Origin of the sequence: Intestinibaculum porci (genome assembly GCF_003925875.1) — a bacterium.
GTDB lineage: Bacteria > Bacillota_I > Bacilli_A > Erysipelotrichales > Coprobacillaceae > Intestinibaculum > Intestinibaculum porci.
The window spans coordinates 3,163,860-3,180,006 of sequence record NZ_AP019309.1; the positions used below are offsets into that span (position 1 = coordinate 3,163,860).

Sequence of the window (16,147 nt, forward strand, 5' to 3'; positions counted from 1 at the left end):
AAAACCTCAAATAAGGTTTTCAAGTCGATTTTCGGCCTTCATTACCGATAGGAAGGACTATAATTGGCTATTAAACGCATTATATTGGTTTTAAAGGCTACAGTTACCATGCTGTAGGTAATTCAACTGCTTAGGTATGTAACTACTTATAGTTTATATCATACATAGGTCATCATCAATAATATATTGATGACAATCTGGTATTAACTCATTGCAATGATTTTCAATGAATAGAACATTCATACATTTATAATTCATGTACTTACATAGTTCTTCTATTTCATGTTTTGTGAAATAGCTGAGGCAATTACAAATAATAAGTGGTGTCTTAGGTGTTAACTCTGAGATTAATTCTATGTAATTGAGGAATGTATCAAACATCGGTTCTTCTGGATCTTTAGTTATTTTTAAGTTAATGGCTTTAAGATATCCTTCCAATGGTAAATCATCATCGAATGAGAAATCCACATTAAATTCTTCTATGATATCTAGCACGATTTTATTAATGTCTGTGATGTATTCTTTATATTGTAGGAACTGATCACCATCATCTATTAAAATCTTTGATACTTCTTCATATAATGCTTTAATAATAGGTTTAGCGTTTAAATCTAATTGGAAGGGATTAATGATCAATATAGCTTTTGAGAGGATATCTTTGTCTGACTTATCTTCTAATATTTCTATTTCATTTGTTTTATATTTTTCATTAATGATTGCATTTAGTAACTGGACTATATGTGTATAAAGTTTTGTATCTTCAACAACTAATTGCGTATTATCACCATGACCAAAATCAATAGGATCATCATAACCCATAATTAAAAACTTCATAATACAATTAACCTCGCATCACTATCTTCTACATCAGTTTTTCTTTCACCAACAAGAAATTGAATTTGTGAGTATTGCTTTTCTGTAATAACCAGTAACTCTACATCACCTGCTGATGGTTTATTTTCTTCTAGCCTTTTGGTTTCAGCCTTTACAATAGAGTTATTTAAAGCTAGTTTTGAATAAACACTTTCCTGCATCATAATGAAGCCTTCTCTAATTAAAAACTTTCTAAATAACCGATATTCTTTTCTGTTTAAGTACGTCTCTGTAGGCAAATCAAAAAATACAATCATTCTCATGTATCTATAACTCATATTCAAAAAATTCAATTAATGATGCGTCTTTCTTTTTTAAAGCATCAAACACGCTTTTATCATAAATAGATATGGCATTTGATACATATTGATTACTGCCTTTAATACGTACTTTATGATTTAGAACATCGATAAGTTTAAGCTTCAGATCAGAATCAAAAGACTCCTTTGCATTTTCATAGACTATACGATCGACTAACTGTCGAAATGGCTCCATTAAATCTGATGAAAGATTAAAAGGATTAAATTCATTTTTATGTTTTATGCCTAGTTGTGTTAAATAACCCTGAGCTGCAATATCACGATTAAACTGAGATAAAATAATGGCATAGCCATAATTGAGAGCTGCATTTACATTGATCTGTGCATCTCTTGTAAACTTCACACCAAACAAACTATCAAAATAAACCTTAGCAGAATGACCTTCTCTATTGGTTTTATCAAAGGTAACGAGTTCATCCGCATATTGCTTTAACATCTCTGAGGTTTTGAATCCTTCTATTTCTAGTAATCTAGCCTGATTCAAGATCTTTTCTTTAATAATTCTTGTCCACACCGCTTGTGCGTTCTCTTCATCCCAATTAATTTGTTCGTTGATCCTTTTAGATACATTATGGCATCCATAATAGGGGAGTACCTCCCCTATTGGATCCCTTCGATTATCACAAAAGATAATCTTAACCTTTCGGTTTAATAATTCTGCAATTAAGTACGACGTAATTGTCACAGCTGTACTATTAATAACCACGGTATTAATCTCAGATAAATGAATTTGATTTACATTTTCACCACGAATAATCATATAGTCATTCTTATAAGATAACTTGGCCTTGGAATTAATGACTACTGTACGCCAACTCATAATTTAAACTTCTTTCTATATAATCCTGTTACAGAGTCTGCATAAAAGACTGTCTTAGATAAATCAATCGTCTTACCACCCAAACGACCAATACGATTACTAATCTTAAAATCATCAAAATTAATATTCCCATTTTGTGGACCAGCATGTAATGTGATTAAAATTTGGCGAATGACTTCACATCTTTCTTCTAATGAGATAGTTTGGAAATCATCTCGTTTATCAATGAACTTATTTCTAATATTGTTGTATGCTGGATAAAGTTTATCCATCTTATCTAACAAAGTATCATAGACATATAAGAGATCTTCATCATTCACTTGATTATACTTCTTGTATTTCTGTGCTTTTTGGATCTGATCTAAAATCTTCGCTACGTGTTCATTTACACATAACTGTTTTGCCGTAACATATTCCGTTGGGGATGTTACATAATATAAACCACCATCAATTTCAATTAACTGATTCTTTAAGATTTCTCTACCGATTTTTACATCAATTAAGCTTTCATTTTCTAATACATACTTTTCTTTTTCTTCATTTGAGGCATGACTTAAGTAGATTGGTAACTGTGTTAACTTATCCACTTTAACGACTTTTTTACCTTTTTGTTTATGACCATGGATTTCAAAGATTTGATATTGTAAATTTTTAAATCCTCCATACTTATGAATATCAGCACGATATTTATTAACTGGTACTGATGCTTCTGTTATCCCCTTATTCGAATGGGCATCATTTGTTACGACTGTTAAATTAAATAAAACACCATCATTACGTTCTAATTTCTTAGTGATATAAACATCTTTATAGTAAAAACATTTCTTGATTTTACTAATCCATGCAGGATCCCAAATGGTTTCACCAGTATCTTCATCACAATAAGCATTAACCATACTGTTTAATACAAAGCCATCGTTGTTTCGTTTCTTGGCATCTTTTTTGTAGTTTTTAAAGTACTGACCATAGATGTATTTGGTATCCAGGTATTTGAAACGACACTTGATATAGTTACCTACTACGCAGGCAATATATGCATCATGGGCATGATGATAATCATTCAAATCACGGCTCTTATAAATGTCATAACGTTTTCTAAAATCATGAGAGATATTAGCTCTGACTGTTCTTACATCCGTACCTTTATAATGATTCATAATGATATTCGCAACATTTTTAATAATCTGTCTGGTTTCTACTAACTGGCGATTAATAAAACGTTCCTGATCTTTTTCATTGTATTCAGTTTTAATCAAATTAAAGAATTTCTTCTTACTAATCAGTTTATTCTCTAAGAGTTTCGTCCAAAAACCAATCATCTTATTTCGAACTTCTGCTGGAACGGTTGGCTGATCTAACTTAAACTGATTTTCTTCTGGTAACACTAATACTCTATTATCAAAGCTATCATCTTTAATCAATGACTGTGGGATAATATGGTCAATCTGATATGTATCTAACTTATCAATATCTAGCGGTTTACCAGAGTACATAGATTTACCCATTTGGGTGTAATAGAGATATAAAGCATCGGTATTAATTTTCTTGTCATCTTCATTATTAAGTGACTTATACACTTCTTTATCTTTTTCAGTTTCTAAATCTAATTCTCTATAAATAGCCTGTAATCTCTTAATTTGTGATGTCGTTCTAACCTTTTCGCCTTCTTCTCTAGCAAACTCAATATAAATATTTGTTGGACGATGCTGCATATATTTCGTGATCTCTTCAACAATCATCAATGACTGCCAAATACCACGTTTTAATGCTGGTGAACCTGCTAACTTTTCCACTTCTTCATAAGTAAATGGTCCATCTTCTTCTTTTTCATTAGCTGCATCAATGATCTTGTTAAAGCCATACTTATCATCATTAATAATTTCCATTAAGTTATGATTTGTATTCTCTAAGATATCCATAACTGTTTCATTATGATTTTTAGAGCGAATGCCTAATAACAGTTTTCTTGATAAACGAGACCAGTCTTTATATCTTAATCGCATGATTTGTTCAATCTGATCATGATCAAGATGATAGTTATTTTGTAATCTTCTCTTCAAAATCTTCTTATCTTCAAAGATTGTCAAATCAAAGATAATGGACTCAATGAGATCATAGTTATCTTGATTGATCTCACCAAAGATCTTTGTAAAATCAATCCATGGTGTTAAAGAGGTGGAAAACTCATCTTCTTTCTGAAAGCCTGTAATCTCTAATTCATCTGAAAGCTTATAGACCTGATGAGCTTTTAACCATCCATCTAATTTCTTTCTTGTCACCTTCTTATTATTCATGAATAAATCATCTAAAATTGATTTTTTAATATCTGGTTTGATCTTTTTACCATTAACACGAATCTTATTTAATTCATTCAAAACTTCAAATCGACTAATTGTAAGGGACATTTTAGGTAATACTTCTTCATCAGGGAAGTAAGTACAATAGCTTAACATTCTTTTGATAAAGCCTTCAGCCGTAGCATCGATATCAATAACTTCATTCGCATTCCATGGATGAATACGTTCATTTTCCTTACCTTCTACCTTTTTAATCCAGGCAAATGGACTATTACTATTTAATGGGCCAACATAATATGGAATGCGATAAGTAAGAATAGACATCAGTTTATCCTTATTTTCTGCTAAAAGAGGATAAAACTCAGCCTGATGATCAATAATCTGTTCCATTTCATATTCCTGCATCTGATAAGGAACAGCACCATTAGTACGTGAATTCTGTTTTACCAGGAAAGTTTCTAAATCCATTTTTTCTTTGATTGTCTGTGCATCTTCCGTATTAACATTTTTTAACAGATTCTTAATATATTTATAAAAATCTTCAACGGATGTCTTTCCCGGATGACTCATATAGCCGGTATAATTATGGAGCTTTTCACCATCTTTTCTAAACACTTCATTATAGCAATCAGGTAAGCTTTCTTTGACAACCTTTTTCAGTAAAAGTAAGTCATTTTTAAAATCATCATAACGTGATACCATTGCCTCAGAAATTGAAGGGTTTTCCGTATGTGAAGCACCTAAGATAGCCTGTAATTCTACCCAGCTATAAATATCATGTAAAGCTACAATAAATTCAATAGATTCCCCTAACTCCGCTTCATTCTCCGCTAAGTTAGCATCATAATTTGCATCATCAAATTTTAAAGAAATTGCTTTTCCATCTTTATTAATATCTTTTGCCGGAAGCAGTTTTGTGACATTAAACTGTAAGCCAACCAAAGCATTCGCTAATTCCTTATAAATGGCTTTATCCTTTTTATCAAAGATAAACGTATTGACAATTTCATCTCTCTTTTGGCTTCTTTGTTTGGTCTTCTTTAACAATTCCACTAATAACTGAACATGTTCATCATCTAAATTGTTTTCAAATTCATTAAGATCAAAGAACTGTTCTAACGCTGCATAGATTTTCTTCTCAATATCAGCACTATCCATATTGAAGGAATGTCCCTCATACAAGAAATTGCCTCTATATTTTACAATATGGTGTAAAGCTAAATAAATCAGTCGCGGATCTTCTTTCTCCGTTGATGTCATCAAATGTTTTCTTAAGTGATAAATCGTTTTGTACTTTTTATAGTAAGTCTGATCATTAAAGGTATCATCAATAAATAAGTTATACTGATTTTTTACTTCAAAACCATTTTCCTGTCCAATTTTTTCTTTATCTTCCCGATCTAAAAAGGAAGAATGGGTTAAACGGATATAAAAAGTTGGATCAACCTCTGCAATCATTGATTCCATAATACCCTGTAATAATCTAATACGTTCACGACGCTTGTTATATCTTCTTCTAGCAGAACGGCTTAAACGTCTCTCTGATGCAGGATTAGCCTGTTCAAACAAACGTGATCCCCACATATGATGATTATCTTTTTTAAGTAAGTTGTAATGAGAGTCCATGACGGCCCATCCAACAGAATTGGTTCCAATATCTAATCCAATGCTATAACTTGTATCTTTTTTGTTCATCTTCTTGACAACCTCCATAATTTCGACTAAGCTAAATATGTAGTCTGAAAGCAGTTCAGAATTACATACCGAGTTAAAATAAAGCTTATGCTTAAATGCCAGCTTGCTGGTGCCATTTAGATGGCTTTTTTGAAATGTTGCTTAGCAGCATTTTTTTATTTACTCTTTTTAGCTATTCATGTAGTGTATAAATCAATTATAGCACCGCGCTTAGATCCTGTAAGCACTTGACAGCTATTAAACATATCTTTATTTTTTTATATCTAACACATTATCTCGCTATGCCTGATCACTGCATTTTATATTTTCTAAAACCTAATATTTCATTTACTATTATATCAGGCACTATGTTCAATATTTTAGACATAAGAAAATAATCTTTCTTTTTTCTCAATTTTATTCTTATAAAACCTTAACCATAAAAGATTAAAAACATAATTCATTAAACTATTAACTCCAATATTTGATTTTTTCTCTCATTGCCTTGTACAAACTTAAAATAATCTCATTAGATATGACGCTTAAAGGGTAATTTCATGTATAATGAATTAGTAAACAAGTAAAACAATAACGGGTGTTTATTGTTTTTAAAAATAGAGTGATGTATCATAAATCCGAGGATGTGAAAAACATGAATATAGAAGAAATCTATAAAACACAAAAAGCCTATTTTAATAGTTTTGAAACAAGAAATGTCGAAAAACGTAAAGATGTTTTAACAAGAATTATGAACTGGTTAGAAGAGCATGAAGATGATATCAATCAGGCTCTCAAACTAGATTTAGGGAAAACAAGAGCAGAAGCTTATCTCTCTGAGATTGGTTTAATATATGATGCCTTCTCAGTCATTGAAAAGAATATTGATAAATGGACCAAAAGAAGAAAAGTCGGATCACCAATTCGTGCCCTGTTATTTAGAAGTTTTACTGTCTATGAGCCTTATGGCACAGTCTTAGTCATGTCACCATGGAACTACCCATATTTATTATCAATGGAACCTGTTCTCTATGCCATTGCAGCGGGGAATACCGTTGTCTTAAAGCCTAGTGAATATGCTCCCAATACAGCTGAAATCTTTACCCGTTTAGCGGAAGATTTAGGTGAACCAGGTTTATTAAGTGTTATTCAAGGTGATGCAAGAACTTCACGTGAATTATTAACCTATAAATGGGATTATATCTTCTTTACCGGTTCAACTTCAGTAGGGAAAGTCGTTTATAAACGAGCAGCCGAAAACCTAACTCCAGTGACTTTAGAATTAGGTGGTAAATCACCAACAATCGTTACCAACTCCATCGATATCGATGTTGCGGCGAAACGTATTGCTTTTGGTAAGTTCTTAAATGCTGGTCAGACCTGTGTAGCCCCTGATTATGTCTTTGTTCATGAAAGTGTCAAAGATCAGTTTATTGATCGTTTGAAACATTACATTCATGAATTCTTCGGGGATAATCCATTAGAATCAGAATCCTTATGTAAGATTATCAATCGTAAACATTTCAATCGACTTTTATCATTAGTTGATCATCAGAACATTCTCATTGGCGGCAGTGCCAGTGAACGTTCCTTAAAGATTGCTCCAACTGTTATTGATGGTGTCCAGGAATCTGATGCCATTATGCAACAGGAAATTTTTGGTCCAATCTTACCAGTCATGACTTATCAGGATATTGATGAAGTCATTGCTTATATCAATAATCATCCTAAGCCATTAGCTCTTTATCTCTTCACAGAAGATAAAGAAATCCAGGATAAAGTCTTAGATCGCTGCAGCTTTGGCGGTGGCTGTATCAATGATACCATCATGCACTTAAGTGATCATGACTTACCATTTGGCGGTGTCGGTGATAGTGGAATCGGTGCATATCATGGCAACTATTCCTTTGAAACATTCTCTCATGAGAAATCCGTATTAACTTCATCAACCAAACGTGATATTAACTTCCGTTACTATCCGCTTACTGAAGATAAGGAATATCAAATCAGAAAACAATTAAAGTAGGACTCTTTTGAGCAATGTCATTCAGTTAAGCATTTTTTGAGCCAGTTCACTCAATTCTACTTGAGTGGCCTGGCTTTTTTATTTTTAAAATAATGCAAAAAAGACTTGACAAGCAAAATTCCGGAATAAATTCATAATCCGAAGGAAATTGTAGGAGGATTTTTACTTATGATTTCTAAACAAGATAAAGAACGAAATTTTGATTATGAAACGGAGGCTTGTGCTTTTAATACTACCCCCGAAGGGGTGAATTTGGCATTGGAAAAATCGATTAAGATGGTTACAGACAATATTGCATGTTATGTTATTGATCCTGTATCTGATATGACAAGAAGCCGTAAAGTTCCAGCTGATATGATTATTAGATTTCTCATTCACAAGGAAGGAAAATCCATCAGATCTGAGATTTGTGAGCAGATGCCTGAAGGTATGGAGTTTCAAGCTTCAGCTTTCTGCATGCAGAGATATAAAATAAAGCCTAATGCATTTAACAGAGTAATGACGCTTTTCAATCAGACTATCAAACCTAAGAACACATTTAATGGCTACTATATCATTGCCTGCGATGGCTCCGACTTGAACATTCCTTTTATGAAGGATCATCCTGAGTTAATCGTTAAAAGCAAAAAAGGAAGGGATTTTTGTCAGATCCACCTCAATGCTCTTTATGACTGCCTTAATGGAGTCTATTGGGACGCAGAAATGACAACACCTAACAAAAAAAGAGAACCTGGTGCTTTGATTACTATGACTGAAAGAAAGTATTACCCAGAAAAATCAATTATTGTATGTGATAGAGGATATGTTTCATACAAACTGATGGCTGATTTTATTGAGAAAGGACAAAAATTTGTGATTAGGTCTAAGGATATTAATATCCGTAGTTCAATCCTAAAAAGATTTGATTTGCCAGATGAGGAATTAGACCAGGAAGTCAGCGTTACACTGACAAGAAGCAATAAACGTTATAATAGCGATCGAAAAAAATATGCATTGGTCAATTCAAATATCGATTTCCCACAAATTGATACATGGAGTAATGATGATTACGTAATAAGCTACAGAGTTGTCCGCATAAAGCTTGATGATGAAAACTTTGTAACTCTTGTCACTAATTTAAGCAAGGAAGAAATACCGTTTGAGTATATGAAAGAGCTCTACCATTTAAGATGGTCTCAAGAACAATCATTTTTTAATTTGAAATATAGAATAGGTTTAAAATATTTCAATTCAAAGAAAGTTGATGGCATACTGCAAGAAGTATATTCGAAACTTATCATGTTTAACGTAACAAGTGTTATTACGAATAGTGTTGATATTCCTGATATGAAAGCTGAAGAGTATGAGAAAAACAAAAAAAGAGTTGCACACAAAACGAAGGCAAACTTTGCCGTCGCAATCACCAATGTACATCTCTTTCTTAAGGGAACTATTTCTGAAAAAGGACTCATAAATAGAATCAAGAAATTTGTAATCCCAATCAGACCTGGAAGATCATTCACTCGAAAAATAAGACCCCAGTCACTAGCTCCTCTGAACACTAGGGTATCATAATTTTTCAAAATCTCAAGAATAATTAGGAAATTAATAAATATAGGGATATTATGCCAAATTACATCAATTTACTTAGGATAAAGCTAAATGAGCAAAATCAAAAAAACAGACCATGAGAATTGGATCATGTTTCGCATTCTCACAGTCTGAAACTTTGGTTAACTGAATAGCCGGTCTCAGCTTTTTCAGATCATTCGTCGCAATTTCAGCTTAATTGAATGACATTGCTCTTTTGAGTTCTGCTTTTTTAGCGTATAATTCAAATAAGAAAGAAGGTATATTATGAAGGTAAAACACATTTTATTAACAGCCGCAATGGTCGTTGCCTTAAATTCAGGCAATGCCGTTTATGCGAAGTCATCCGCTTCCGTTTATGTCATCAATCATATGAAAGGAGATGGCAATTATTTTCCGGACTGGACAATGTCCTACAATAAAAACGGTCTAATTCAGAAAATTAAATGGAAAGGCATAAAAAATACTGTTTATGACTTTCCTCGTGTTAGCACCTATACTTACAAAGGGACTAAAATCACCAAACTCGTTGAAAGCACCCCAGGTACCAAAGAAACCTATGTTTATAAAATGCATTATGTAAAAAATAAGCTTTCTAAGATCGATTATGTTGGCATCGATCATTACACTGGGACAAAAACATTCTATTATTCAGGTAAAAATATCACGAAAATTACTGATACGCATATGCCAGCTTATACGTTTACTTATGATCAAAAAGGCCAATTATTAACATCGCGTGGCAATGGCGGTAACTTTGATTGCCGCTATGATAAAAATGGTCATTTCTCTTATTATTTTCCAGTCTCTATTAATGATCAGGATAATGGTGTCTATTATCAAAATAGCTATGATCAGCATCATAATCTCACTAAGATTACTGCCAAAAAGTGGACAATTTATAAAGGTAAACCGGTGGTAGCTGCTAGATTTACCTACAAAAAGAAGAAAGTACCCGCCAACATGGTAAAAAAGATCAAAGCACAACAGCGCTGGATCCAGACGTATACTAACGATTACTCTATTTACAATTTCTAGATTTTTCTAATATCTCCCCCGGTAGACTAGACAGGAAGGGGAGGAAAACATATAATGAAAGTAACTCTACAGAAAGGATTATATATAGAAATGGATAATAATAACCAGGTCCCTGTTATTGAACTCTCATTCAAAAACAGTTTTGAACCAGAAGTTTTACAGGAAAATAAAGAATTACAGAAAGATACAGAAAAGATTGGCTCTGCCATCATTGGCATGTTATCAGATATTTTAAAAGAAATTATCAAAGATAACTTAGGTGATGACTATGATTTAAATAGTGTCATCCGTATTGGTGCACAAAATGCCTCTAACTTCACCCATATGTATGATATGTACTCATTCTTTGGTGGCGAATATATGAATAAGAATGAACAGACAGCTGAAATCATTCCAACCATCAATTCGATCATCATGCAGGATGAAGAAGGCAACTATGTCTTTGGGTTTGCATCAGATGATGACGAAGTGCAGATCAGCTATTTATTCAGTGCTTTAGCTGTTACCGCTGCGAAGTTATTAACACCTGATGAAGTAGATTCTGTATTAGGTTTCTTAGTTGGTGCGATCGTTGACGACTTATTCGAAGAAGAAGACGATGACGAAGACGAATACATGTAATAAGTAAGGGCAGGAAAAAATCCTGCCCGTTTTTGTTAGTCCTGATCAAAGACAATACCAGCACTTTGTCTTGCTTGCGTTAAGATATCCGCTTCCATCTCTGTATAAGAGAGTAATTCTTCTGCTTTCTTTTCATCATTTTCATGAATAATACGAATAAATTCTTTGAATTCATAATACATTGCATGATGCTGCTCATCATAGTCTTTTAACTGATTCTTAATGTTATAATGCGTCATGCGAGAGACAGGCGTATCAATGAGAATACTGCCATCATCACTCTGAATTGTGTTCATTAATGGTGCTGCGCAATCCTTGGCGCCAATTAAAACAGCTTTAAAGCTGCCGTAATCCATGGTCAGTATACCACTGGTATCAATACCATGTGCAATGTTGGCGAGGTAATTCACTTTTTGAGGAGCGCCAAATAAACCAATCATAAAGTTAATATTATAAACATTAAGATCATAGAGGGCACCACCCGCTTTATGAACATCAAAAGCAGGAAGAATTGTTCCTTCTTTAAAAGCATCATAACGTGATGAATACTGTGAATAATTTAAAGAGACAATCTTGATTGATCCTAATGAAGAAAGATCTTTCTTTAACGCCTGATAAGCCGGCATGGCATGAATCGTCATCGCTTCTAACAGGAAAACATGTGCTTCCTTAGCGGCCTGAACTAATGTGTCAAACTGCAGACTATTCACGACAAAAGGCTTTTCACAAATGACATGCTTATGCGCATTAATAGCCTGTAAAGCATAATCATAATGTAAATGGTTAGGCAAAGCGATATAAACAGTATCAATATCACTTTGTAATAAATCTTCGTAAGAAGTATAAACACCTGCAAAATGATGTTCATCCGCAATCTTTTGTGCTTTCTCGACTGAACGTGGGGTGGATAAGATATACGTTTTTTCAATTGGTAAAAGATCATAGGTTTCCATTAAATCTGCTACAATCTTACCTGTTCCTATAATTCCTAGTTTCATTGTTTCACATCCTTTAGTTCTATTGTATAAAAATCAAATTTCATCTTTTTGATATTTTCTCACATTGAAAAAGTACGATGTAAAATTATGTAAAAGAAATAGATTTTTTATTGATTAAAAGAAGATAATTTAAGATGCACATCATCAAAACTGTAAAAGAAAAGGCATCTGAAATTTCAGATGTCATAATATTAATCACAGTAGCTTTCATCAATGAGTCCCTTTTGGAACATTTCCATCATTTCATTGGTTAAAGATAAGTGATCCGGCTGTAAATGGATATCTTCCCGTTTGGTCCAGACCCCTTTCTTTAATTCACTGGTGTCTAACTTAATCTTTGTATCACCATCGACAACGCAGTAAAAGCCCATCAGGATATCATCCACAAAGCCCCAAGGCTGAGATTTATAATAACGAATATTCTTAACCTTTAAGCCGACTTCTTCCATCACTTCTCGTGCTACCGTCTGTTCCAAGGTTTCACCAATTTCCACAAAACCGGCAATTAAGGCATTATGACCATAGCCTTGCGCATATTTGGTAATCAGGATTTCATCACCATGCATAACCCCAACAATGACAGCGGGATTCAGACGGGGATAAATACGATTTCCGCAATGCGGACACACGATCGCGCGTTCATCATCCGCTAACGTTGTTTCGACGCCGCAGTAACCGCAGTAGCGGTTATGACGATACCAGTTGGATAACGAATAAGCGGTAACAACAGCTAATAAATAAGGGGCAAAATCTTCATCATCATTACGAAGATTCCAGACATCTTCATAGTAATAGCCTTCTAAACGTACATGATGCTTAATCAGAAAACAGTCACGATCATCAAGAGAGAATAAATAAACATATTCTGCCTCTGCTGGCATCTGCGCATAAGTTGGAAAGGTAAAATCTTCCGTTACTAAAACACTTCTTTTCCGGAAAGAAAAGATTAAGCTATCAGCTTGTGGTTTCTTATTAGGATCATAGGAATTGTTTAATATATGTGGTTCAATATCTTGAATCATTCTTTCTGTACCTCGTTTCTAGGGTCATTATAAAACATTTTTATGAGATTTCAAACGTGAAAAAGAACCGGATGGATTGGGCCCGGTTCTTTTTCGATGTTTGGGATTTTAAAATTATGAAGGGATGTACTCCTTTGAGTACAAATACACTATAGCACACAACTTTTTGCAGAGTTATAAGAATACTGTGTGAAATTATGGGTAATCTTGAATTTCAAAATGATAGGCTATGAAAAAAGCCGGTGGATCACCGACTTCTTTCATGTTTTTGGGATTTAAATTATGAAGGGATGCACTCTTTACTTAAGAGTACGGATATATAATATCTAATAATTGTTTTTATATTTTGGAATAATTGTGTGAGAATATGTGAGAATTCGATTACTTCATGCTAAATTATAAAGATTGTTCTGTACGCCCAATAATATCATCCTGCGTTGCTTTGGATAAAACATTGAAGAAAGCACTATATCCAGCTACACGAACAATTAAGTCTTTATGCTTTTCTGGATGTTTTTGGGCATCAATTAAGGTTTCTCTTGAGACGATGTTGTACTGTACATGATAGCCATGGAGACGATTAAAGAAGGTTCGAATAAGAGCTTCTAATTTCATCTTATTTTCCTCATTAGCCAGCATGGAAGGATTCATCTTCTGATTCAGTAAAACCCCGCCGGTAATTAAATGCGTTGGTAATTTAGAAACACTCTTGAAGACAGCAGTTGGACCATGCTGGTCACAGTTATGCGCAGGGGAGCAGCCTTCCGCTAATGGTTCATGAGCTTTACGGCCATCTGGCGTTGCCATGGTTCCCATTCCCTGTCCGACATTCGCAGAAATCGAAGATGTCCCGCCATAACGGACACCGCCAATTGGCCCACGGCCAAAGCGGGTATTTTTATATTTCTTGATTTCATCTAAATAGCTGTCATACGCCTCAACGACTAACTCATCAACTTCATCTTCATCATTACCATATTTAGGTGCCTCATTGATTAACATCTCCTGGATCTGTTTGTTTTCTGGTGATGTAAAGTCATCTAAGATCGCATTCCATAAAGCTTCTGGGGTGATTTTCTGTTCATCAAAAACTAATTTCTTAATCGCCGCTAAGCTATCGGCCATATTCGCAATGCCGACCTGTAAACCCGAGATAAAGTCATAGACAGCGCCGCCTTCTTTAATTGTTTTCCCTCGTTTGAGGCAGTCATCCGTTAAGGTTGAACATAAGATATCAGGAACATCACGTTCACTCGCTTTATCGATACAGTTCTCGACGATCACGCTATAACGCGTTAATTCACGGACTGATAAATCCCAGGCCTTCATTAATTCCTCATAGGAATGCATATCCTTGAAATAACCATAGCCTTTCATAAAACGCTTGCCACTGGTTAAATCAACGCCATTATTCATCACGCATAAGAGAATACGTGGGAAGTTCATATAACTCATCCCAGTACAGCGATAACCCCATTTACCGGGAACAGCTGTTTCAACACAGCCAATAGCTGAATAATCATAGGCATCTTCTTTCGCAACACCTTTTTCAATAAAGGATGGAATGATGATTTCATCATTATTAAGAGCAGGCATGCCAAAGCCTAATTTCATAACTTCAATACATTCATCAAAGAAATGTTTATCTAAATGTGCATGATAACGAACGGTTAAGTTAGGCTGAGTTAAACGCGTTTGCGCAACGGACTGTAAAACAAGGAAGGAAAGGGGATTAACTGCATCTTTACCATCTCTTGTCTGACCGCCAATCGTGACATTCTGATACATTGGAGAACCCGCACTTGAGAAAGTATGGGCCTGCGAACGCACTTTATTAATTGTCATCGTCTTGATCCATAAGTTATCTAATAATTCCACCACTTCTTCATCAGTAAGGGAATCATGAGCATAATAAGGATACATATACTGATCAAAACGACCATAAGATAAAGAATGACCATTCGATTCAATCTGTAAGATCAACTGAATAAACCATACTGACTGGATTGCTTCTTTAAAGCTTTGCGCTGGCTGATAAGGAACCTTCTCACAAATATTAGCGATGTCTTCTAATTCTGTTTTACGTTTGCCCGTCGCCGTTAAACTCATTTCATGAGCTAACTGCGCATAACGATGAGCAAAGTTCTTTACCGCTTCAATAACAATTAATACAGCTTTATAGAAGATACGCTGATCAATCGCATCGATATCTGTCATATCTAAGTGAGAAAGATACTCTTTGGCTTTATCTTCATAACCTTTTAAACCATATTGTAAAACTTTCTGATAATTAACCGCTAAATGCGCATCGCCGGCATTGAGTTTTCCTTCCATGCCAAAGAAGCCTGTCTCCATAAAGACTTTCACTTCTTCCGGCAGTAATTCTAAGCCGCGATCACGCAAGGTATTATTGTGCCAGAAAGGGGCAATCTCCCGTAAGATCTGTTTGGTTTCTTCAGTGATATAGAAAACATCACCATCACGTTTTTCAAAAGTATCCAGTTCGTCCATGACAAAACCCATGGTATATTCTGGGAAAATAGGGGCATTACGATTCTTTGTGGCCTGGTTCCCCACGATCAGGGTATCATCTTCAATATAAATAGACATCTTTTCTAAGATTTCTTTTAACATCACCGCACGTAATAAAACCCGTGGTAAATGTTGGTTATTTTTATAAACATCAGTGACAATCTGTGCTCTTTCAGCATCGATATAAGGTTTTTCATCTAAGACCTGGTTGCGGAAATGATCCATTCTTTGTGTCAATTTTCCAAAGTGTTCTGTATGTTCCATAATATCTACCTCTCTTCACCTATAATGTACGCGCTTGAAAGATTAAAGTCAACAACTTTCATTTCATTTATAATTATTTTACTTTCATATGAAACT

The 16,147-nt window shown here is 34.2% G+C and carries 11 protein-coding genes and 1 CRISPR repeat array (1 of these 12 running past the window's edge); of the genes, 4 read left to right on the forward strand and 7 right to left on the reverse strand.

All coding sequences use genetic code 11. The annotated features are described in order from the left end of the window. Window positions 1-5: a CRISPR direct-repeat array (repeat unit 36 nt); it begins 3,003 nt to the left of the window's first position. 148 nt (window positions 6-153) lie between these two features. From csn2 to cas9, 4 genes are read right to left on the reverse strand one after another with little or no spacing between them, the layout of a single operon-like run. Then, window positions 154-834 (reverse strand): type II-A CRISPR-associated protein Csn2, encoded by a 681-nt coding sequence (gene csn2 / locus SG0102_RS15045; protein ID WP_125120693.1) that lies wholly within the window; start codon window positions 832-834, stop codon window positions 154-156. Next, window positions 831-1,136 carry a CRISPR-associated endonuclease Cas2 gene (gene cas2, locus SG0102_RS15050; RefSeq protein WP_231999822.1) on the reverse strand — a complete coding sequence of 102 codons (306 nt, stop codon included), beginning with the start codon at window positions 1,134-1,136 and terminating at the stop codon, window positions 831-833. The genes csn2 and cas2 overlap by 4 nt, the downstream gene beginning before the upstream one ends. Window positions 1,137-1,140: 4 nt before the next feature. Next, window positions 1,141-2,013: a type II CRISPR-associated endonuclease Cas1 gene (gene cas1, locus SG0102_RS15055; protein WP_125120695.1), complete on the reverse strand. Its 873-nt coding sequence runs from the start codon at window positions 2,011-2,013 to the stop codon at window positions 1,141-1,143. Continuing rightward, window positions 2,010-6,005: a type II CRISPR RNA-guided endonuclease Cas9 gene (gene cas9, locus SG0102_RS15060; RefSeq protein ID WP_162300217.1), complete on the reverse strand. Its 3,996-nt coding sequence runs from the start codon at window positions 6,003-6,005 to the stop codon at window positions 2,010-2,012. Before cas9 ends, cas1 begins: the two co-directional genes overlap by 4 nt. Window positions 6,006-6,606: 601 nt before the next feature. Here cas9 and SG0102_RS15065 point away from each other — a divergent pair. The 4 genes from SG0102_RS15065 (at window position 6,607) to SG0102_RS15080 (ending at window position 11,235) form a co-directional block, all read left to right on the forward strand. Beyond that, the gene (locus SG0102_RS15065; protein WP_269461200.1) at window positions 6,607-8,007 is read left to right on the forward strand and encodes an aldehyde dehydrogenase; all 1,401 of its coding nucleotides are present in this window, start codon (window positions 6,607-6,609) and stop codon (window positions 8,005-8,007) included. 168 nt (window positions 8,008-8,175) lie between these two features. Beyond that, window positions 8,176-9,561: an IS4 family transposase gene (locus SG0102_RS15070; protein WP_125118177.1), complete on the forward strand. Its 1,386-nt coding sequence runs from the start codon at window positions 8,176-8,178 to the stop codon at window positions 9,559-9,561. Between the two features lie 282 nt (window positions 9,562-9,843). Next, window positions 9,844-10,614 (forward strand): hypothetical protein, encoded by a 771-nt coding sequence (locus SG0102_RS15075; protein ID WP_125120698.1) that lies wholly within the window; start codon window positions 9,844-9,846, stop codon window positions 10,612-10,614. A gap of 54 nt (window positions 10,615-10,668) precedes the next feature. Beyond that, a complete protein-coding gene (locus SG0102_RS15080) occupies window positions 10,669-11,235 on the forward strand; it encodes a hypothetical protein (protein ID WP_125120699.1) in 567 nt (188 codons plus the stop codon). 35 nt (window positions 11,236-11,270) lie between these two features. Here SG0102_RS15080 and SG0102_RS15085 read toward each other — a convergent pair whose 3' ends face one another. From SG0102_RS15085 to SG0102_RS15095, 3 genes are all read right to left on the reverse strand, one after another. Further along, on the reverse strand, window positions 11,271-12,233 hold the full coding sequence (locus SG0102_RS15085) for a Gfo/Idh/MocA family protein (RefSeq protein ID WP_125120700.1): 963 nt from the start codon (window positions 12,231-12,233) through the stop codon (window positions 11,271-11,273). Window positions 12,234-12,424: 191 nt separating this feature from the next. After that, window positions 12,425-13,255 carry an NAD(+) diphosphatase gene (gene nudC, locus SG0102_RS15090; protein ID WP_125120701.1) on the reverse strand — a complete coding sequence of 277 codons (831 nt, stop codon included), beginning with the start codon at window positions 13,253-13,255 and terminating at the stop codon, window positions 12,425-12,427. A gap of 396 nt (window positions 13,256-13,651) precedes the next feature. Next, window positions 13,652-16,051 carry a glycyl radical protein gene (locus SG0102_RS15095; RefSeq protein ID WP_125120702.1) on the reverse strand — a complete coding sequence of 800 codons (2,400 nt, stop codon included), beginning with the start codon at window positions 16,049-16,051 and terminating at the stop codon, window positions 13,652-13,654. Window positions 16,052-16,147 lie beyond the last annotated feature (96 nt).